Source organism: Variovorax gossypii (assembly GCF_003965815.1).
GTDB lineage: Bacteria > Pseudomonadota > Gammaproteobacteria > Burkholderiales > Burkholderiaceae_C > Variovorax > Variovorax gossypii.
The window spans coordinates 924,025-942,829 of sequence record NZ_RXOE01000002.1 but is presented as its reverse complement, the minus strand read 5'-3'; the positions used below and the strand labels follow the sequence as shown (position 1 = coordinate 942,829).

Here is an 18,805-nt window from a genome sequence, read left to right as displayed (position 1 = left end):
GCTGCCGTGACACGGGGCCGCCCCGGTAAAATCGCCGGCTACCCACCTGTGTCCCCCCAACGGCTCCCCGAAGGGCCGTTCCTGCATTTCCCATGAGCGAACCCACCACCCCTCCCGCCCAGCCTGGACTGGACAGCCTTTCCAAATCGTTCGAGCCCGCCGCCATCGAGGCGCACTGGGGCCCCGAATGGGAGAAGCGCGGCTACGCCAAGGCCGGCTTCAGAGGCACGCAGCAACCCAAGGATGGCGCCGAGTCGTTCGCGATCCAGCTGCCGCCGCCCAACGTGACGGGCACGCTGCACATGGGCCATGCGTTCAACCAGACGATCATGGACGGCCTCACGCGGTACCACCGCATGAAGGGCGACAACACGCTGTGGGTGCCCGGCACCGACCACGCCGGCATCGCGACTCAGATCGTGGTGGAGCGCCAACTGCAGGAGCAGAAGGTCAGCCGCCACGACCTGGGCCGCAAGAACTTCGTGGCGCGCGTGTGGGAGTGGAAGGAAAAATCGGGCAACACCATCACCCAGCAGATGCGCCGCATGGGCGACACGGTGGACTGGAGCCGCGAGTACTTCACGATGGACGACGACCTCTCCAAGGTCGTGACGCATACCTTCGTGAAGCTGTACGAAGAGGGCCTGATCTACCGCGGCAAGCGCCTGGGCAACTGGGACCCGGTGCTCAAGACCTCCGTGAGCGACCTCGAGGTCGAGAGCGAGGAAGAAGACGGCTCGCTCTGGCACATCGCCTACCCGCTCGAAGACGGCAGCGGCACGCTGACCGTGGCCACCACCCGGCCCGAGACCATGCTCGGCGACACGGCCGTGATGGTCCACCCCGAGGACGAGCGCTACAAGCATCTCATTGGCAAGCGCGTGAAGCTGCCGCTGGTGGACCGGCTGATTCCGATCATTGCCGACGACTACGTCGACAAGGAATTCGGCACCGGTGTCGTGAAGGTCACGCCCGCGCACGACTACAACGACTACGCCGTCGGCCAGCGCCACAAGCTCGAGATGATCGGCGTGCTCACGCTCGACGCCACCATCAACGACAACGCGCCCGAGAAGTACCGCGGCCTCGACCGCTTCGTGGCGCGCAAGGCCATCGTGGCCGACCTCGACGCGCTGGGCCTGCTGGTCGAGGTGAAGAAGCACAGGCTGATGGTGCCGCGCTGCGCGCGCTCGGGCGCCATCGTGGAGCCGATGCTCACCGACCAGTGGTACGTGGCCATGACGCGCCCCGGTGCCGACGGCCAGTCGATCGCGCAGAAGGCCATCGACGTGGTGAAGTCGGGCGAAGTGCGCTTCGTGCCCGAGAACTGGGTCAACACCTACAACCACTGGATGGAGAACATCCAGGACTGGACCATCTCGCGCCAGCTCTGGTGGGGCCACCAGATTCCGGCCTGGTACGACGAGGAAGGCAACGTGTACGTGGCGGAGGACGAAGCCGCCGCCCAGGCCAAGGCGCCCGGCAAGAAGCTGACGCGCGACGAGGACGTGCTCGACACCTGGTATTCGTCGGCGCTGGTGCCCTTCTCTTCGCTGGGCTGGCCCGAGAAGACGCAGGACCTCGACCTGTATCTGCCCTCGACCGTGCTGGTGACCGGCTACGACATCATCTTCTTCTGGGTCGCCCGGATGATCATGATGACCAAGCACTTCATCGGCAAGGTGCCCTTCAAGCACGTGTACATCCACGGCCTGGTGCGCGACGCGCAGGGCAAGAAGATGAGCAAGTCGGAAGGCAACGTGCTCGACCCGGTGGACCTGATCGACGGCATCGAGCTGCCCGCGCTGCTCGACAAGCGCACGCAAGGCCTGCGCAAGCCCGAGACGGCGCCCGCCGTGCGCAAGAACACGCAGAAGGAGTTTCCGGACGGCATTCCGGCCTTCGGCGCCGATGCGCTTCGTTTCACTTTCGCCTCGCTCGCCTCGCTGGGCCGCAGCATCAACTTCGACTCGAAGCGCTGCGAGGGCTATCGCAACTTCTGCAACAAGCTGTGGAACGCCACGCGCTTCGTGCTGATGAACTGCGAAGGCCAGGACTGCGGCCTGCTGGAGCACACGAAGGAAGAGTGCAAGGTCGGCGGCCCGGCGCACGGCTACCTGAAGTTCAGCCGCGCCGACTACTGGATCGTGTCGAAGCTGCAGCGCGTGGAGGCCGAAGTGGCTCAGGGCTTCGAGGAATACCGCCTCGACAACGTGGCCACCACGATCTACCAGTTCGCCTGGGACGAGTTCTGCGACTGGTACCTCGAGATCGCCAAGGTGCAGATCCAGACCGGCGACGACGCACAGAAGCGCGCCACGCGCCGCACGCTCATCCGCGTGCTCGAGACGCTGCTGCGCCTGGCGCACCCCATCATTCCGTTCATCACGGAAGAGCTGTGGCAGAAGGTGTCGAAGGTTGCAGGACGTGAGGGCGAGTCGATCATGATCGCGGCCTATCCGAAGAGCCAGCCCGAGAAGATCGACGAGGCGGCCGAGGCTTACGTGGCGCGGTTGAAGGCACTGGTGGATGCGTGCCGCACGCTGCGTGGCGAAATGAACGTGTCGCCCGCCACGCGCCTGCCGCTCTACGCGGTGGCAGACGATGCCGAAGGCGCGGCTTTCCTGCGTGAATCGGCCTCGGTGCTGCAGGCGCTCGCCAAGCTCAAGGAAGTGAAGGTCTTCGACGACGAGGCCTCGTGGTCGGCTGCCGCCGAAGCCGCACCCGTCGCCGTGGTGGGCGCCGCACGCCTGTGCCTGCACATGGAGATCGACAAGGCTGCGGAGAAAGTTCGCATTGGCAAGGAAGTTGCACGCGTCGAAGGCGAAATTGCCAAGGTGCACTCCAAGCTGGGCAACGAAGCCTTCGTCGCGAAGGCTCCGCCGGCCGTGATCGAGCAGGAACGTAAACGTCTGACTGACTTCACTGCCACTCTGGAGCGCTTGCGCGACCAGCTTGTGCGCCTCGGCTGACAGACTCGGAGTTTCGAAGGCGTTTAGGATGCTTGGAGCGGCCCCGCGCCGTTCCGCATCCTGCCATCCCTACCTTTGACGAAAGACGCTGAACTGCCCATGTCCACATCCGCGACCCGCATCCGCAAGGCCGTATTTCCCGTTGCAGGCTTCGGCACCCGCTTCCTGCCGGCCACCAAGGCGCAACCCAAGGAAATGCTGCCGGTGGTCGACAAGCCGCTGATCCAGTACGCCGTCGAAGAGGCGTACGCAGCCGGCATCCGCGACATGATCTTCGTGACCGGTCGCAACAAGCGCGCCATCGAAGACCACTACGACACCGCCTACGAGCTCGAGAGCCAGCTCGAGGCCAGCGGCAAGACCGCGCTGCTGAACATCGCCCGTTCGGTCATGCCCGACGACATGACCTGCTCGTATGTGCGCCAGCCGCGCATGCTGGGCCTGGGCCATGCGGTGCTGTGCGCCGAGCACCTGGTCGGCAACGAACCCTTCGCCGTGCTGCTGGCGGACGACCTGATGGTCGGCCCCGATGGCGGACAGCCCGTGCTGGCGCAGATGACCGAAGCCTTCGGCCGCCTCGGCGGCTCGCTACTGGCAGTGCAGGAAGTGCCGCTCGCGCACGTCAAGCGCTACGGCATCGTGGCTGGCGACGCGATCGAGGAAGGCCTCGTGAAGGTCAGCCGCATGGTCGAGAAGCCGAAGCCCGAAGAGGCGCCTTCACGTCTCGGTGTGGCAGGCCGCTACATCCTCACGCCGGGCGTGTTCGACGAGATCCGCAACCAGCCCAAGGGCGCGGGTGGCGAGATCCAGCTCACCGACGGCATCGCGGCGCTGATGAAGAAGGAATCGGTCTACGCGTACTCGTACAAGGGCATCCGCTACGACTGCGGCAGCAAGGAAGGCTTCCTGCAGGCATCGGTGGAACTGGCGCTAGCGCACCCGGAAGTGGGCGCGGATTTCCGCGAGTACCTCAAGAGCCTGAAGCTGTAATCGCCGCTTCGAGCACACGAACAAAAAGGGCCGCGACTGCGGCCCTTTTTCTTTGCTGCTTCTGCAACCCTGTCAGCGGCGCTTCAGCACGTGGATGAAGTCGGTGCCGACGGTTTCCTGCTCCATCAGCTCGTTGCCCGTCTGGCGTGCGAAGGCCTGGAAGTCGCGGATCGATCCCGGGTCTGTCGACACCACCTTCAGCAGCTGGCCGCTCGCCATCTCGTTGAGCGACTTCTTCGCCTTGAGGATGGGCAGCGGGCAGTTCAGCCCGCGCGTGTCGAGCTCGCGATCAACTTGCATTGCCTGGCTCCGGCGGCAGGTTCAGGCCGCGGCGGCGCTCCTCGTTCTCGGCGGCCGTGAAGAACACAGGCTCGTGTCCGCGCGTGCGCAGCCAGTCGGCCAGCGCGTAGCCGGTGCCGGCGGGCCAGCACTTGAGATCGGGCAGGTCGTAGAGGCGGTAGTCGACCAGTTCGGGCGAGAGCTTCACCTCGCCGTCGGCCACCACGTGGTAGGCGATGATGACCTGATTCATGCGCTGGAAGTCGTAGGCGCCGACGATCCTGGCGGCGCTCACGTCGAGGTTGGTTTCTTCCTTCACCTCGCGCGCGATGCCTTCCTCGGGCGTCTCGCCGGCCTCCATGAAGCCGGTGATGAGCGCGAACATCTTGCCCGGCCACGCGGCATTGCGCGCCAGCAGCACCTGGCCGCGGTACTCGACGATGGCGGCGAGCACGGGCGTCGGGTTGTTCCAGTGCGTGTGGCCGCAGTTTGGGCAGCGCAGGCGCTCCTTGGGGCCGCCGTCTTCCATCAACGCGATCCACTCGAGCGGCGTGGCACAGACCTGGCAGAACTTGGGATGGGGCATGGGGTGTCTTTCTTTTATTGGACGGTCTGCCCGCCTTTGGCAGGCGCTGCAATCGGCCGCAGCTTAGGCCGGGAAGACGCCTGTCGACAGATAGCGGTCGCCGCGGTCGCAGACCACGAACACGATGGTCGCGTTCTCGACCGTCTTCGACACTTCCAATGCAGCCCACAGCGCACCGGCTGCGGAGATGCCGCCGAAGATGCCTTCCTCGCGCGCGAGGCGACGGCACATTTCCTCCGCGTCGCTCTGGCTCACGTTGATTTCCTCGTCGACGCGGCTCGGATCGAAGATCTTCGGCAGGTACTCGGCAGGCCACTTGCGGATGCCCGGAATGCGCGAGCCCTCGGCCGGCTGCGCGCCGATGATGCGCACCGCCGGGTTCTTCTCCTTGAGGAAGCGCGACACGCCGGTGATGGTGCCGGTGGTGCCCATGGCGCTCACGAAGTGCGTGACCTTGCCCTTGGTGTCGGCCCAGATCTCGGGGCCGGTGGTCTCGTAGTGGATGCGCGGGTTGTCGGGGTTGGCGAACTGGTCGAGCACCCGGCCCTTGCCCTGGGCCACCATCTGCTCGGCGAGATCGCGTGCGTATTCCATGCCGCCGCTCTTGGGCGTGAGCACGAGCTCGGCGCCGAATGCCTTCATGGTCTGCGCGCGCTCCACGGAGAGGTCCTCCGGCATGATGAGCACCATGCGGTAGCCCTTGATGGCCGCAGCCATCGCGAGGGCGATGCCGGTGTTGCCGGAGGTGGCTTCGATCAGGGTGTCGCCGGGCTTGATTTCGCCGCGCTCTTCCGCGCGCCGGATCATCGAGAGAGCCGGCCTGTCTTTCACGGAGCCGGCGGGATTGTTGCCTTCGAGCTTGCCGAGAATCACGTTGCCGCGCCTGGCGTTTTCTGCGGCATTGATGCGTTGCAGTGCGACCAGAGGGGTCTTGCCGATGGCGTCTTCGATCGTCGGATAGTTCATGCCAGCCACTGTGCCATAATTTTGGGCTTCGTTCAGAACCCTGCCCGGGTGGTGAAATTGGTAGACGCAGGGGACTCAAAATCCCCCGCCGCAAGGCGTGCCGGTTCGATTCCGGCCCCGGGCACCACGGCTTGGCTCTCCCCCAGGCTTCGCGCACTTCGTGTCGCTGCGCCAACCCCCTTCCGGGGGCGACACCGGTGGACCGGCGGAGCCGGATCCACGGTGTCCCTGGAATGGGCCCCTCCCCTGCCTTATCTCGACCCGGCCTGTTCTTGCAGGCCGGTGTGTACTGTCGGGTGCGCAAGTCGCACTCTCAGCTCGCGCTTCAGCCGCGTGTTGTCCAGCCGGCGCGATTCCCCCATGAAGCTCAGCAGTTGCAGCGGAAGCTGCCGCTCGGCCTCGCCGCGGGCCACGCGCGGCGGGCGGGGCATGCCGTAGATGTCGGCGGCGAGGTCAATGTAGTCGCCCATGCGCAGCTCGGTGTCGTCCGATGCATGCACGACGCGCTGCGGCTTGCCGCGGAACAGCGCGGCGATGCAGGCGCGGGCGAGGTCGTCGGCGTGGATGTGGCTGGTGTAGACGTCGTCCTCTTGCCGCAGGACGGGCGTGCCGCGCTGCAGGCGGGCACGGGGGGTGCCGTTCTCGCGATCGGGGGCGTAGATGCCCGGGATGCGCAGGATGCTGGCGCGCACGCCCGCGCTGCGGCCCAGCCAGCGCACTGCCCGTTCGGCGTCCACGCGGCGGTGGGAGCGCGGCGTGTCGGGGCGCACGGTGCGGGTTTCGTCGATGCGGGCGCCGCCGCAGTCGCCGTAGACGCCGCTGGTCGATCCGTAGACGAAGGTCGAGGGCACGGACCGCAGGCGCAGGGCCCTCGCGAGGTCCGTGGTGCGCTGGTCGCGCCACCAGGCGGCTCCGCCGTCGCGGGCGGGCGGTGCGAGATGCAGCACCCGGGTGGCGATGCCCGCGAGCCGGCGCAGGGTGGCCGGATCGTCAAGGTTGCCCGTCAGCGGGCGTATTCCGGCCGCGCGCAGGGCTCCCACGCGCTCGGCCGATGAAGTGAGCGCCACCAGCTGCATGCGGCCGCGCAGGTCGCGCACCACGCGCTGGCCCACGTCGCCGCAACCGACGATCAGCAGGCGTTCTCGCCGGAACCGCGCTGGCAGCGCGCCGGAGGGGCTATTGATTGAAGGCAAAATCCTGTTCCCGTCTTCCCAATTCAGTTGCTCCCGGGCCGTTTGCGGCCGGAAAGAGCGTTACCCCTCGAAGAATACCGATGACTGTCCCGGCGCCGCATGAAGCGGGCTTTTCCATCACCGTCGAACCCAGCGGACGCCATTTCGTGGTCCAGGGCGACGAAACCATCCTGGCCGCCGGCATCCGCCAGGGCATCGGCCTGCCCTACGGCTGCAAGGACGGCGCCTGCGGCTCGTGCAAGTGCAAAAAGCTCTCGGGCGAGGTCACCCTCGGCCCGCACCAGAGCAAGGCCCTGAGCGCCGAGGAGCAGCTCGCCGGCTATGTCCTGACCTGCTGCGCCCACCCCACGAGCGACGTGGTGCTCGAATCGCGCCAGGTCACCGAGGCCGGCGCACTGCCGATCCGCAAGATGCCGGTGCGCGTGATGGCCCTCACTCGCCAGTCGCACGACGTGATGCTGGTGCGCCTGCAGCTGCCGGCCGGCGAGCCGCTGCAGTTCTACGCGGGCCAGTACGTCGAATTCATCCTGCGCGACGGCGCACGCCGCAGCTATTCGATGGCCAACGCGCCGCACACCGTGGGCCAGCCCGGCACGGGCATCGAGCTGCACCTGCGGCACCTGCCCGGCGGCAAGTTCACCGACCACGTGTTCGGCACGATGAAGGAAAAGGAAATCCTGCGCATCGAAGGCCCCTTCGGCAGCTTCTTCCTGCGCGAGGACTCCGACAAGCCGATGATCCTGCTGGCCTCCGGCACCGGCTTCGCGCCCATCAAGGCGCTGCTGGAGCACATGCAGTTCAAGAGCATCGACCGCCCTGCCACGCTGTACTGGGGCGGTCGCCGCCCCGAAGACCTGTACATGGACGGCTGGCTGCGCGAGCAGATGGCCCAGATGCCGAACCTGCGCTACGTGCCGGTGGTCTCCAACGCCACGCCCGAGGACAACTGGACCGGCCGCACCGGCTTCGTCCACAAGGCCGTGCTCGAAGACTTCGCCGACCTCTCGGGCCACCAGGTGTATGCCTGCGGCGCGCCCATCGTGGTCGACTCGGCCAAGCGCGACTACGTGGCGCTGGCGGGCCTGCCAGAAGAAGAATTCTTCGCCGACGCATTCACCACGGAGGCGGACAAGGCCCTCCCCTGAGATTGCCCTGAGCCCCTGATTCCCCGCTCCCCGAGAACAGACCCAAGAACAAAATGAAGACGAGACACTTCCTCCTCACCCTCCTCGCAAGCGCCACCGCCCTGCTGGGCACCGGTCAGACGATGGCGCAGCAACAGCAGCGCCCCATCCGCCTCGTCGTGCCCTACGCGGCGGGCGGCCCGATCGACAACACCGCGCGCATCCTGGCCGAACGCGTGAAGGACTCGCTGGGCACGGTCATCATCGACAACAAGCCCGGCGCGGGCGGCAACATCGGCGCCGACGTGGTGGCCAAGGCCCCCGCGGACGGCCTGACGATTGGCATCGCGGCCACCGCCACCAACGCGGTGAACCCGTGGCTCTACAGCAAGATGCCGTTCAACGCCGCGACCGACTTCGCGCCGATCACGCAGATGGTGCGCGTGCCCAACGTGCTGGTGATGAACGCCGACACCGCGAAGCGCCTGAACATCAACAGCGTGGCCGACCTGATCCGCTACGCCAAGGCCAACCCGGCCAAGCTCAACTACGGTAGCGGCGGCAACGGCAGCGCGGGGCACCTCGCGGGCGAACTGTTCAAGAAGGAAGCTGGCATCTTCGCGCTGCACATTCCGTACAACGGCGGCAGCCCGGCGCAGCTGGCGCTGATCTCGGGGCAGGTCGACTTCAACTTCGACAACCTCGCCACCGCCGCGCCGAACATCCGCTCGGGCAAGCTCAAGGCGCTCGCGGTGACGACGCTTCAGCGCAGCAGCTCGCTGCCCGAGGTGCCGCCCGTGGCCGACACGCTCAAGGGCTTCTCGATCGACACCTGGTGGGGACTGGTCGCGCCGGCCGGCACGCCGCACGACGTGGTGGTGAAGCTCAATCAGGCTTTCGTGGCGGCGCTGAACGCGCCCGAAACGAAAACCCGCTTCGCATCGCTGCTGGCCGAGCCGGTCGGCAGCTCGCCCGAGCAGTTCGGCGCCTTCATGAAAAGCGAGCTCGGCAAGTACGAGAAGGTCGTCAAGGCCACCGGCGCGAAGGTGGACTGACGAGGTCCCCGGACAAGGCATCAGCGCCGCGCCCCGCCGTCGAAGCCTCGCCCGAGTAGCTGCGCAGCCCCGCCAGGTCGAGCACCTCGACACCGCCGTGCTCCACGCGCAGCAGCCCGTCGCGCTGCAACGCATGCAGCGCGCGATTGGCCCGCTGCCGCGACACCGCCGACAGCAGGCCGATCTCGTCCTGGCTCAGCCGCACGAAACGGTCCGCGCGTGGATACAGGATCGGATCGAACAGGCTCGCAAGGCAGCGCGCCACGCGCGCGTCCGGCCCCAGCAGGCGGTCGAATTCCATGAGCCCGATGAACAGGCTCAACCGCGCATTGATGTGTAACAACAGAAACCGATTGAATTCGATGTTCGAGGCCAGCAGGCGCTCGAAGCTGTGCCGCGGAATGCATGCAACGCGGGTCGGACGCAATGCCACGCCGTCGTAGCGCCAGCATCCGGGGGTGAGCAGGGAGCCCTCTCCGCTCCAGCCTCCGGCTGTGACGCCGGTGAAGGTGGAAACGCGCCCGTCGGGCAGCGACACGGACATCTTCAGCAGGCCGTCCATCACGCCGACCCAGTGATCGGCGGGCTCGCCTCGCCGCACGACAAAACCGCCGGCGGGAACCGCGCGCTCGTGGGACTCCTGCACGACGCGATCGAGCTCCTCGCTCGTGAGGGCTCGTGCCCACAGGCTCTCGCGGAGCATGTTCTCCAGCGCGCTCGTCGACATCGTCAGGCCTCCTCCTGCGGTCTCCTCCCAAGACAGCTGGCGGCCCGTCGCGGGGGCCGGCCACCGGGGCCGTAAGAAATGTCGTTCCAACGACATCCTCGGCGCGGCCATGATGCCACAGTGGCCCGCGTTCGCCACCACAACAAGGAGACAACGATGAAGCGCTCGAACGAGAGCCCGCGTCCTTCACGCCCCCCTCGCGGGCCGGACGACGGTGATGCGCCGGGCCTGCGCCGGCGCGAGGTGCTGGGCTACGCGACAGCCGCGCCGCTGGTGTCGGCAACGGCCGGGGTCGCCGGACTTGCCGGCCTCGCGGCCCCCTCCACCGCAGCCGCCGCGCTGCTGCCGATGACGCCGCCCGACACCACCGACCTGATCGACATCGGCGACGCGGTGACGGTGACTTCGCTGCCGACCATGCCCCTGGTGAAAGTGACGAACGGCGAGAACGGCCGCGTGCGGCTCGCGCTGCCACGCCTGGAGGTGGGCCAGGGCATCGCCACGGCCACCGCGATGATGCTGGCCGACAAGCTGCGGCTGCCGCTGAGCGCCATCGAGGTGACCTCGGCCGACGCAAGCCCCGAGCTGATCTGGAACCAGCTCACCGGCGGCTCGTCGAGCGTGCGCTCGCTGCATGCCGGGATGCCCGTGCTGGGCGGACTGGGCGGACTGCTCTCGGGCTCCACGCCCTCGGTGGTCGGGCAGCGCGTCACGCGGCTCGACGCGCTCGATATCGTCACCGGGCGCAAGAAGTTCACGCTCGACCAGTCAGTGCCCGGCGCGATGCCGACGATGGTGCGGCGCCCGCCGACCATCAACGGCAAGTTCGTGAGCATCAACAACATGAACACGGTGACGGCCATGCCGGGCGTGATCGGCGTGGTGCCGATTCCATCGACCAACGGCATCACGCCGACGCCGCCCGGCGTGGCCGTGATGGCCGAGACCTTCGGGCAGGCATGGGCCGCGGTGAACGCGCTCGACGTGACCTGGGCCGCCGGCCCTATCGACGGCGAATCGAACGCCACCATCATGCGCAAGCTGAAGTCGGCGCTGCTGCCGTTCGCGCTGCCGCCGCTGGGCGCGCTGACGGTCGAGGGCGAGTTCGAGTTCGCACCCGCCGCGCACTGCCCGATGGAAGTCGAATGCGCGATCGCCGACGTGCGCCCCGACCGGGCCGAGATCTGGGCCGGGCTGCAGAGTCCCATCGTCACGCAGCAGGCCGTGGCGGCCGAACTCGGCCTGCCGTTGAGCAAGGTGATCGTGCATGCGGTGCCCTCGGGCGGCTCCTTCGGCCGGCGTCTCTTCTGGGACCCGGTGCTGCAGGCGATCCAGGTCTCCAAGGCACTCGGGCGCCCCTGCCGCCTGATGTACCACCGCACCGACGACATGCGCCACACGCGCGTGCGCCCGCCGATGTTCCACAAGGCGCGCGCCACGATGCTGCTGGGCCAGGTGATCGCCTTCGAGCAACGCATCGCCGGCGTGCGGCTCGACACGCGCCACGGCTTCGGCAACATGCTGGAAGCCGCGGCCATCGCGCTGCCCAACGCCTTTCCGCAGACGGTGGGCAACTTCGCGATCGAGCAGATCATGTTCAAGACCATGGTCACCTCGCCCTACAACTTCGGCGTCACGACCAAGCTGCTGACGCCGGTGGCGATGGACATGAACACCTGCTCGTACCGCTCGGTGCACATCCAGCCTTCGCGGCTGGTCGAGGAGATCCTGGTCGACGAGATGGCCAAGGCGGCGGGCAAGGACCCTGTCGCCTTCCGGCTCGAGTACCTGCGCCTGCCGCGCGCCCGCGCGGTGCTCAAGACGGTGGCCGAGGCGGCGCAGTGGGGCAAGGCGATGCCCGCGGGCTTCGCGCAGGGCGTGGGCGTGCACCAGGAGTCGAAGTCGTTCACGGCCTGCATCGTCGAGATCGACGCGCGGGTGCCCTCGGCCGCGAAGGTGGTGCGCGCGACCATCGCCATCGACGTCGGCACGCCGATCAACCCATCGGGCATCGAGGCGCAGATGCAGGGCGGCCTGTGCGAGTCGATCGCGCTGGTGCTTAGCGCGGGACTGCACATCCAGAACGGGCTGCCGCTTGAAGGCAGTTATTCGCAGTACCACTTCTCGCGAATGAAGCACTACCCGAAGGACGTGAAGGTCATCATCATGCCGGCCAGCGGCGAGGCCATCGGCGGCCTGGGCGAGGTCGGCCTGTCGGCAAGCTCGGGTGCCATCGCCAACGCATATGCGCGCGCCACCGGCACCAAGCCGCGCAGCTTTCCGCTGAACTTCCCGGTCGACTTCACGCCGATCCCGCCGGGCAAGCTGCCCACGCCTGTCAACGTTCCGATCCCGACCTGAGGAGGCTCCCCATGCCCGTGCAATCTTTCAAGGTGAACGGCCAGAGCGTCGACGTCGAGGCGCCCGACGACATGGCCCTGCTCTGGGTGCTGCGCGACAAGCTAGGCATCACCGGGCCGAAGTACGGCTGCGGCATCAACGTCTGCAAGGCCTGCACATGCCACGTGGACGGCAAGGCGGTGACGGTGTGCTCGGTGCGCGTCTCCGACGTGCGCGGCCGGCAGGTGACGACCATCGAGGGGCTGGCCAACGGCAACACGCTGCACCCGGTGCAGCAGGCCTGGCTGAACCTCGACGTGCCGCAATGCGGCTTCTGCCAGCCGGGGCAGATCATGGCGGCGGTGGACCTGCTGCGCCGCACGCGCAACCCGACGGACGCCGACATCGACGCCATCGAGAACGTGTGCCGCTGCGGCACCTACGGCCGCATCCGCGAGGCGATCAAGGCCGCCGCGGCAATGATGTAGCCGGCAGCAAAAAGAAAAAGGCGGTGCGTACCGCCGCGCCATCCGGGCGCGGCCCGCACCGCCTGTGGCGAACGGAACGTCCGCTTATTCGCCGAGGTACGCGGCCCGCACGCGCGGATCGCTCAGCAGGGCCTTGGCCTCGCCGCTCATGGTGATGAGCCCGGACTCCATCACATAGCCGCGGTCGGCCAGCTGCAGCGCGCGGTTGGCGTTCTGCTCCACCAGCAGGATGGTCACGCCCTGCGAGGCCACGGTCTGCACCACCTCGAAGATCTTGTCGCACATGATCGGCGACAGGCCCATGGTGGGCTCGTCCAGCAGCAGCACCTTGGGGCGCGCCATCAGCGCACGGCCCATGGCCAGCATCTGCTGCTCGCCGCCCGACATCGTGCCGGCGAGCTGGTCCTTGCGTTCACGCAGGCGCGGGAAGGTGACGAACACGCGCTCCATGTCGCTCGCGATCGCGGCCTTGTCCTTGCGGATGTAGGCGCCGATCTGCAGGTTCTCGGTGATGGTCATGCGCGTGAACACGCCACGGCCTTCCGGCACCATCACGAGGCCCTCTTCCACCAGGTCCCACGCGCCGCGGCCCTTGATGCTGCGGCCCAGGAACTCGATGTGGCCGGCCCCGGCCGGCAGCGTGCCGGTGATGGCCTTCATGGTGGTGGTCTTGCCGGCGCCGTTGGAGCCGATCAGCGAGACCAGCTCGCCTTCGCGCACCTCGAAGTCCACGCCCTTGACGGCCTGGATGCCGCCGTAGCCCACCTTCAGGCCGTTGACCTTCAGCAGCACCTTGCCCGCCGTCTTCGTCGCGGTGTCTTGTTCGCTCGTCATCGTTGCTGCGCTCATCTCAATGTCCTCCGGTGCCGAGGTAGGCCTCGATCACCTTCTCGTTCTTCTGCACGTCCACCGGCGTTCCCTCGGCGATCTGCTTGCCGTAGTCCAGCACGGTGACGCGGTCGCACAGGCCCATGATGAGCTTGACGTCGTGCTCGATGATCAGGATGGTGCGGTTGTCGCGGCGGATGCGGTCGATCAGCTCGCGCAGCGCCACCTTCTCGGTGGAGTTCATGCCGGCGGCGGGCTCGTCCAGCGCGATGAGCTGCGGGTCGGTGGCCAGCGCGCGTGCGATCTCGAGGCGGCGCTGGTCGCCGTACGACAGCGTGCGCGCCTTGTAGTCGGCGAACTTGCCGATGCCCACGTAGTCGAGCAGTTCGTGCGCGCGGTCGGCGATGGCCTTTTCCTCGGCCTTGAAGCCGCCGGTGCGGAACATCGCGCCGAGCACGCCCGAATGGGTGCGGATGTGACGCCCGACCATCACGTTCTCGAGCGCCGTCATTTCGGCGAAGAGGCGGATGTTCTGGAAGGTGCGCGCGATGCCGGCCTTGGCCACTTCGTGCACGGCCGTCGGCTGGTAGGGCTTGCCCGCGAGCTCGAAGGTGCCGCTGTCGGGCGTGTACAGGCCGGTGATCACGTTGAAGAACGTGGTCTTGCCGGCGCCGTTGGGGCCGATCAGGCCGTAGACCTGGCCGCGCTTGATGGTGATGCCCACGTCGGACAGGGCCTGCAGCCCGCCGAAGCGCTTGGAGATGCCTCGGACGTCGAGGATGGTGTCTGCCGTCATGTTGATTTCTCCTTCGGCGTTCAGGGATTGATCGACATGGGACGGTTGGCGCCGCCAGGCAGCTCGTCGGCGGGCGAATCGACGCCCGGCGCGTGAGTCTGCAGCGAGCCGGGGGCCACTGCGGCATGGGTCGGGTCGACGGGCACGCCGCCCTTCCTGGTCAGCGACTTGCCGTGCTCCGGCGAGGGCCACAGGCCGCGCGGGCGCACCAGCATGATGATGATCATGGCCAGCGCGATGAACAGCTGGCGCAGGATGGACGCGTCGAGGCGGCCGTCGGTCAGCGACTGCAGCGGACCGGCCACGTAGCGCAGCACTTCAGGCAGCGCCGCCAGCAGGATGGCGCCCAGGATCACGCCGGGCAGGTGGCCGATGCCGCCGAGCACCACCATGGCCACGATCATCACCGACTCCATCAGGCTGAAGGACTCGGGCGACACGAAGCCCTGGAAGGCCGCGAACATCGCGCCGGAGACGCCGCCGAAGCTCGCGCCCATGCCGAAGGCCAGCAGCTTCATGTTGCGGGTGTTGATGCCCATGGCCTTGGCGGCGATCTCGTCCTCGCGAATGGCCATCCAGGCGCGGCCGATGCGCGAGAGCTGCAGGCGGTGCGAGATGAGGATGGTGGCCAGCACCAGCGCCAGGAACAGGTAGTAGTAGAGCGTGACCGACGAGATGGTGAAGCCGTCGAACTTCAGCGCCTTGCCCAGGTCGAGCCCCCAGAACTTGATCGAGTCGATCGAGGTGATGCCCTTCGGACCGTTGGTGATGTTCACCGGCTGGTCGAGGTTGTTCAGGAACACGCGGATGATTTCGCCGAAGCCGAGCGTGACGATGGCGAGGTAGTCGCCGCGCAGCTTGAGCGTGGGCGCGCCCAGCAGCACGCCGAGCACCGCGGCCAGCACGAAGGCCAGCGGTATCACGATCAGCAGCGAGGTGTGCATGCCGTTCGGGAACGTGATCTTGAACCACTCGAAGGTCTCGGACAGGTGCGTGGAGCCCATCAGCGCGAAGAGGTAGGCCCCCACCGCGAAAAAGGCGACGTAGCCCAGGTCGAGCAGGCCGGCGTAGCCGACCACGATGTTCAGGCCCAGGGCCAGCAGCACGTAGAGCAGTGCGATGTCGGCGATGCGCACCCAGGCGTTGCCCTGCATCTGCAGCAGCAGCGGCAGCGCGAGCACGGCGATGGCGCCGATGACGTAGAGGGCGAGGTTCTTGCTGTTCTTCATGATGGCGAGCTCCTCAGGCGCGGTCGGCCACGCGTTCGCCCAGCAGGCCCGACGGGCGCAGCGTGAGCATGGCGATCAGCACGATGAACGCGAAGATGTCGCTGTAGTTGCTGCCGAGCACGCCGCCGGTCAGCGTTCCGATGTAGCCCGAGCCGATGGCCTCGATGAGACCCAGCAGGATGCCGCCGACCACTGCGCCGGCAAGGTTGCCGATGCCGCCGAACACGGCCGCGGTGAAGGCCTTGAGGCCGGGCAGGAAGCCCATGGCGTGCTGCGCGATACCGTAGTTGGAGGCGTACATCACGCCGGCGATGGCGGCGAGCACGGCGCCGATGATGAAGGTGGCCGAGATGACCATGTCGGGGCGGATGCCCATGAGCGCCGCAACGCGCGGGTTCTCGGCGGTGGCGCGCATCGCGCGGCCGAGCTTGGTGTAGTTGACCAGCCACATGAGCACCACGAGCGAGAACGCCGTGACGCTGAGGATCATGACCTGGGTGGGAGAGATGACCGCGCCGCCGAGGTGGATGGGGTCGGAGGGAAGGAGCGTCGGGTATGCCTTGTTGGTCGGCTTCCAGATGATCATTGCCAGCGTCTGCAGCAGGATCGACATGCCGATGGCGGTGATGAGCGGCGCGAGCTTGGGGCTGTTGCGCAGCGGCCGGTAGGCCACTTTCTCGATCACGAAGTTCAGGGTTGCCGCGACGACGCAGGCGATGATCAGCGCGATGAAGAGGATGAGCCAGCCCGGCGTGTTGGGCATGCCGTCCTTCATGAGGCCGATGATGGTCCAGCTCGTGAGAGCCCCCACCATCAGCACTTCACCGTGCGCAAAGTTGATCAGATTGATGATGCCGTACACCATTGTGTAGCCCAGGGCTATCAAGGCGTACATGCTGCCGAGAACCAGACCGTTGATGATCTGCTGCAGCAAAATGTCCATAACGCGATTTCCTATGTGTTGCACCGTTGGGGTGCCATTCACCCACCGGGTCACCGGTTTGGCGCCCCTGGCTTGACAAGCAAAAAACCAGCCAGCATGTGTCGCCGGCGGATTTGTGGGCGGGATTGTAGTCACGCACCAGCGCTGATTTGGTGCGCGCGGACCGGGGTTTACCCGCTCACGTCATGCTGTATGCGCGTGGGGTCATGCACGCTTCGCGCGCATGCTGCAACAGGGTATAGACGGCTGTATCAGCCCTTGGCTTCGTCGTTGCGCCGGCGCAGGTCGCGCAGCTTTTCCGCGATGCGGATTTCGAGTCCACGCTCTACCGGTTCGTAGAAAACCTGGCCCTCCAGGCCATCGGGAAGGTATCGCTCGCCGGCGGCGAAACCGCTCTCCTCGTCGTGCGCGTAGCGGTAGCCCTTGCCGTAGTCGAGCTCCTTCATGAGCTTGGTCGGCGCATTGCGCAGGTGCATGGGCACCGGGCGCGTGCTGTCGGTCTTCACGAGTGCGCGCACCGCGTTGTAGGCCTTGTAGACGGCGTTCGACTTGGGTGCGATCGCGAGGTAGACCACGCATTCGGCCAGCGCCAGCTCGCCCTCGGGGGTACCCAGTCGCTCGTAGACCTCGGCGGCATCGAGCGCGAGGCGCAACGCGCGCGGGTCGGCCAGGCCGATGTCCTCGCTGGCCATGCGCACCAGCCGGCGCGCCATGTAGCGCGGGTCGGCGCCGCCGTCGAGCATGCGCACGAACCAGTAGAGAGCGGCGTCAGGGTCGCTGCCGCGCACGGACTTGTGCAGCGCGCTGATGGTGTCGTAGAACTGCTCGCCGCCCTTGTCGTAGCGCCGCATGCGCTCGCCGAGCACGCGCAGCAGCCACTCGTCGGTGATGTGGTCGAGCTTCTCGGCGCGGGCCGCGACCGCGAGCGTCTCGAGGGTGTTGAGCAGCCGGCGGGCATCGCCGTCGGCATACGCCACGAGGCGATCGACCGCGACGTCGTCGATGGCGGGCACGGCCTGTATGGCCTGCGCACGCGCCACGATCTGCTTGAGGTTGCTTTCGTCGAGCGACTGCAGCACGTAGACGGCAGCCCGCGACAGCAACGCCGAGTTGACTTCGAACGAAGGGTTCTCGGTGGTCGCGCCGATGAAGGTGAAGAGGCCCGACTCCACGTGCGGCAGAAAGGCGTCCTGCTGGCTCTTGTTGAAGCGGTGCACTTCGTCGACGAAGACGATGGTGCGCTGCTGCGTCAGCCCGTCGCGCGCGGCGGTGGCGCGCTCCACCGCTTCGCGGATGTCCTTCACGCCGCCGAGCACCGCGCTGATGCTCAGGAACTGCGCGTCGAAGGCATCGGCCATCAGGCGCGCGATGGTGGTCTTGCCGGTGCCCGGCGGCCCCCAGAGGATGCAGGAATGCGGCTGGCCCGACTCGAAGGCGATGCGCAGCGGCATGCCCGGGCCGAGCAGGTGCTGCTGGCCGATCACCTCGCCCAGCGTCTTGGGACGCAGGCGTTCGGCAAGGGGTTGATGCGCGGTGGAGGCCAATCCCGTGGGCTTTTTACTTTTACTGCTTGACGACGTCGGCGCCGGCCGGCGGCTTGAAGTCGAACACGCTGGCGGGCAGCGAGGGATTCACCTCGACCTTGCTGAACTTGAGCACCGAGCGCTGGCCGAAGCTGTCGAGGATCTCGAGCGCCGCCAGTGCATCGCCCTGGAAGCCGACCTGCACGCTCTGCAGCTGTCCGTCCTTGTTCTTCGGCGTGGCCTTGACCCACTGAAGGCCGTCGCGCTCGGGCGCGGCTTCGAGCATGAAATCGGCCTGCAGGGCCTTCAGGTCGGGTGCGGCGGCGATCAGTGCCGCGGGCGTGGAACCCAGTGCCTGTGCCTGCGCGCGCTGCGTGACCTGGTTCAGGTCGGCGTCGTAGAGCCAGAGCGTCTTTCCGTCGGCCACGATGCTCTGCGCAAAGGGCTTCTGGTAGTCGAACTTGAACTTGCCGGGACGCTGGAATTCGAAGGTGCCGGCCGAGGTCTTGGTACGGCCCGGCTGCCCTTCACGCGCGGGGGCGGTGACGGTCTGGGTGAAGTCGGCGCGGCCGGACTTCACCGTCCTCACGAAGGTTTCGAGGCTCTCGAGCCCGCCCGCCCAGGCGTTGGCGGAACTCAGGAGGCCGATCAGTAGCCAGTGACGCAATTTCAATTTGGATTCCTCTGAATGGCTGTGCATCAGGCTTTCGACCCTACCCGCCGCGAATTGCGGCAGGTGTAGGCCTTGATGAAGATTTGCAATGCC

The 18,805-nt window shown here is 67.1% G+C and carries 17 protein-coding genes and 1 tRNA gene; 7 read left to right on the top strand and 11 right to left on the bottom strand.

The genetic code is table 11. From position 1 onward, the window contains the following. Positions 1 to 92: 92 nt before the first annotated feature. Both EJP69_RS12030 and galU read left to right on the top strand, forming a co-directional pair. Positions 93 to 2,972 carry a valine--tRNA ligase gene (locus EJP69_RS12030; RefSeq protein WP_126470272.1) on the top strand — a complete coding sequence of 960 codons (2,880 nt, stop codon included), beginning with the start codon at positions 93 to 95 and terminating at the stop codon, positions 2,970 to 2,972. Positions 2,973 to 3,071: 99 nt separating this feature from the next. Then, entirely contained in the window at positions 3,072 to 3,962 is an 891-nt protein-coding gene (gene galU, locus EJP69_RS12025) for a UTP--glucose-1-phosphate uridylyltransferase GalU (RefSeq protein ID WP_093205389.1), read from the top strand. 72 nt (positions 3,963 to 4,034) lie between these two features. On the opposite strand, the gene EJP69_RS12020 is transcribed toward galU, so the two are convergent. The 3 genes from EJP69_RS12020 to cysM all read right to left on the bottom strand — a co-directional run bounded on the left by EJP69_RS12020 (position 4,035) and on the right by cysM (position 5,793). Then, positions 4,035 to 4,262, bottom strand: coding sequence for a sulfurtransferase TusA family protein (locus EJP69_RS12020; RefSeq protein ID WP_093205394.1), 228 nt, complete (start codon positions 4,260 to 4,262; stop codon positions 4,035 to 4,037). Beyond that, positions 4,252 to 4,827 (bottom strand): NUDIX domain-containing protein, encoded by a 576-nt coding sequence (locus tag EJP69_RS12015; protein ID WP_093205397.1) that lies wholly within the window; start codon positions 4,825 to 4,827, stop codon positions 4,252 to 4,254. The genes EJP69_RS12020 and EJP69_RS12015 overlap by 11 nt, the downstream gene beginning before the upstream one ends. Before the next feature lie 63 nt (positions 4,828 to 4,890). Beyond that, positions 4,891 to 5,793, bottom strand: a complete 903-nt coding sequence (cysM, locus tag EJP69_RS12010) for a cysteine synthase CysM (protein WP_093205399.1) — start codon at positions 5,791 to 5,793, stop codon at positions 4,891 to 4,893. 42 nt (positions 5,794 to 5,835) lie between these two features. Between cysM and EJP69_RS12005 the strand changes: the two genes are divergently transcribed. Further along, positions 5,836 to 5,920 (top strand) — tRNA-Leu (locus tag EJP69_RS12005). Between the two features lie 124 nt (positions 5,921 to 6,044). Here EJP69_RS12005 and EJP69_RS12000 read toward each other — a convergent pair. Then, complete coding sequence (locus tag EJP69_RS12000) at positions 6,045 to 6,986, bottom strand: SDR family oxidoreductase (protein ID WP_126470270.1); 942 nt, start codon at positions 6,984 to 6,986, stop codon at positions 6,045 to 6,047. 80 nt (positions 6,987 to 7,066) lie between these two features. Here EJP69_RS12000 and EJP69_RS11995 point away from each other — a divergent pair, with 80 nt between their 5' ends. After that, positions 7,067 to 8,131, top strand: a complete 1,065-nt coding sequence (locus EJP69_RS11995) for a CDP-6-deoxy-delta-3,4-glucoseen reductase (protein WP_093205404.1) — start codon at positions 7,067 to 7,069, stop codon at positions 8,129 to 8,131. Positions 8,132 to 8,184: 53 nt separating this feature from the next. Next, a complete protein-coding gene (locus EJP69_RS11990) occupies positions 8,185 to 9,165 on the top strand; it encodes a Bug family tripartite tricarboxylate transporter substrate binding protein (protein WP_126470268.1) in 981 nt (326 codons plus the stop codon). Here EJP69_RS11990 and EJP69_RS11985 read toward each other — a convergent pair. Beyond that, positions 9,137 to 9,892, bottom strand: a complete 756-nt coding sequence (locus EJP69_RS11985; protein ID WP_093205409.1) for a Crp/Fnr family transcriptional regulator — start codon at positions 9,890 to 9,892, stop codon at positions 9,137 to 9,139. The genes EJP69_RS11990 and EJP69_RS11985 overlap by 29 nt on opposite strands. Positions 9,893 to 10,048: 156 nt before the next feature. Between EJP69_RS11985 and EJP69_RS11980 the strand changes: the two genes are divergently transcribed. Beyond that, the gene (locus tag EJP69_RS11980; RefSeq protein ID WP_126470266.1) at positions 10,049 to 12,253 is read left to right on the top strand and encodes a xanthine dehydrogenase family protein molybdopterin-binding subunit; all 2,205 of its coding nucleotides are present in this window, start codon (positions 10,049 to 10,051) and stop codon (positions 12,251 to 12,253) included. An 11-nt stretch (positions 12,254 to 12,264) separates the two neighbouring features. Beyond that, positions 12,265 to 12,720, top strand: a complete 456-nt coding sequence (locus EJP69_RS11975; RefSeq protein ID WP_126470264.1) for a (2Fe-2S)-binding protein — start codon at positions 12,265 to 12,267, stop codon at positions 12,718 to 12,720. Between the two features lie 84 nt (positions 12,721 to 12,804). Here EJP69_RS11975 and EJP69_RS11970 read toward each other — a convergent pair whose 3' ends face one another. The 6 genes from EJP69_RS11970 to lolA form a co-directional block, all read right to left on the bottom strand. Then, entirely contained in the window at positions 12,805 to 13,569 is a 765-nt protein-coding gene (locus EJP69_RS11970) for an ABC transporter ATP-binding protein (RefSeq protein ID WP_240652121.1), read from the bottom strand. 1 nt (position 13,570) lies between these two features. Beyond that, positions 13,571 to 14,344 carry an ABC transporter ATP-binding protein gene (locus EJP69_RS11965; protein ID WP_093205417.1) on the bottom strand — a complete coding sequence of 258 codons (774 nt, stop codon included), beginning with the start codon at positions 14,342 to 14,344 and terminating at the stop codon, positions 13,571 to 13,573. 20 nt (positions 14,345 to 14,364) lie between these two features. Further along, complete coding sequence (locus tag EJP69_RS11960) at positions 14,365 to 15,573, bottom strand: branched-chain amino acid ABC transporter permease (protein ID WP_093305976.1); 1,209 nt, start codon at positions 15,571 to 15,573, stop codon at positions 14,365 to 14,367. A gap of 13 nt (positions 15,574 to 15,586) precedes the next feature. Further along, positions 15,587 to 16,516 (bottom strand): branched-chain amino acid ABC transporter permease, encoded by a 930-nt coding sequence (locus EJP69_RS11955; protein WP_019654264.1) that lies wholly within the window; start codon positions 16,514 to 16,516, stop codon positions 15,587 to 15,589. A 251-nt stretch (positions 16,517 to 16,767) separates the two neighbouring features. Next, positions 16,768 to 18,060: a replication-associated recombination protein A gene (locus EJP69_RS11950; RefSeq protein WP_126470262.1), complete on the bottom strand. Its 1,293-nt coding sequence runs from the start codon at positions 18,058 to 18,060 to the stop codon at positions 16,768 to 16,770. A gap of 19 nt (positions 18,061 to 18,079) precedes the next feature. Then, on the bottom strand, positions 18,080 to 18,712 hold the full coding sequence (lolA, locus tag EJP69_RS11945) for an outer membrane lipoprotein periplasmic chaperone LolA (RefSeq protein ID WP_093205426.1): 633 nt from the start codon (positions 18,710 to 18,712) through the stop codon (positions 18,080 to 18,082). Between the last annotated feature and the right edge of the window lie 93 nt (positions 18,713 to 18,805).

Bases quoted from the DNA above. Each gene is read 5' to 3' on its own strand.
- EJP69_RS11970 (WP_240652121.1), bottom strand. From the start codon at position 13,569: ATGAGCGCAGCAACGATGACGAGCGAACAAGACACCGCGACGAAGACG.
- EJP69_RS12015 (WP_093205397.1), bottom strand. From the start codon at position 4,827: ATGCCCCATCCCAAGTTCTGCCAGGTCTGTGCCACGCCGCTCGAGTGG.
- EJP69_RS11965 (WP_093205417.1), bottom strand. From the start codon at position 14,344: ATGACGGCAGACACCATCCTCGACGTCCGAGGCATCTCCAAGCGCTTC.
- EJP69_RS11975 (WP_126470264.1), top strand. From the start codon at position 12,265: ATGCCCGTGCAATCTTTCAAGGTGAACGGCCAGAGCGTCGACGTCGAG.
- EJP69_RS11990 (WP_126470268.1), top strand. From the start codon at position 8,185: ATGAAGACGAGACACTTCCTCCTCACCCTCCTCGCAAGCGCCACCGCC.
- EJP69_RS12020 (WP_093205394.1), bottom strand. From the start codon at position 4,262: ATGCAAGTTGATCGCGAGCTCGACACGCGCGGGCTGAACTGCCCGCTG.
- EJP69_RS12030 (WP_126470272.1), top strand. From the start codon at position 93: ATGAGCGAACCCACCACCCCTCCCGCCCAGCCTGGACTGGACAGCCTT.
- EJP69_RS11980 (WP_126470266.1), top strand. From the start codon at position 10,049: ATGAAGCGCTCGAACGAGAGCCCGCGTCCTTCACGCCCCCCTCGCGGG.
- galU (WP_093205389.1), top strand. From the start codon at position 3,072: ATGTCCACATCCGCGACCCGCATCCGCAAGGCCGTATTTCCCGTTGCA.
- EJP69_RS11955 (WP_019654264.1), bottom strand. From the start codon at position 16,516: ATGGACATTTTGCTGCAGCAGATCATCAACGGTCTGGTTCTCGGCAGC.
- EJP69_RS11985 (WP_093205409.1), bottom strand. From the start codon at position 9,892: ATGTCGACGAGCGCGCTGGAGAACATGCTCCGCGAGAGCCTGTGGGCA.
- EJP69_RS11960 (WP_093305976.1), bottom strand. From the start codon at position 15,573: ATGAAGAACAGCAAGAACCTCGCCCTCTACGTCATCGGCGCCATCGCC.
- EJP69_RS11995 (WP_093205404.1), top strand. From the start codon at position 7,067: ATGACTGTCCCGGCGCCGCATGAAGCGGGCTTTTCCATCACCGTCGAA.
- cysM (WP_093205399.1), bottom strand. From the start codon at position 5,793: ATGAACTATCCGACGATCGAAGACGCCATCGGCAAGACCCCTCTGGTC.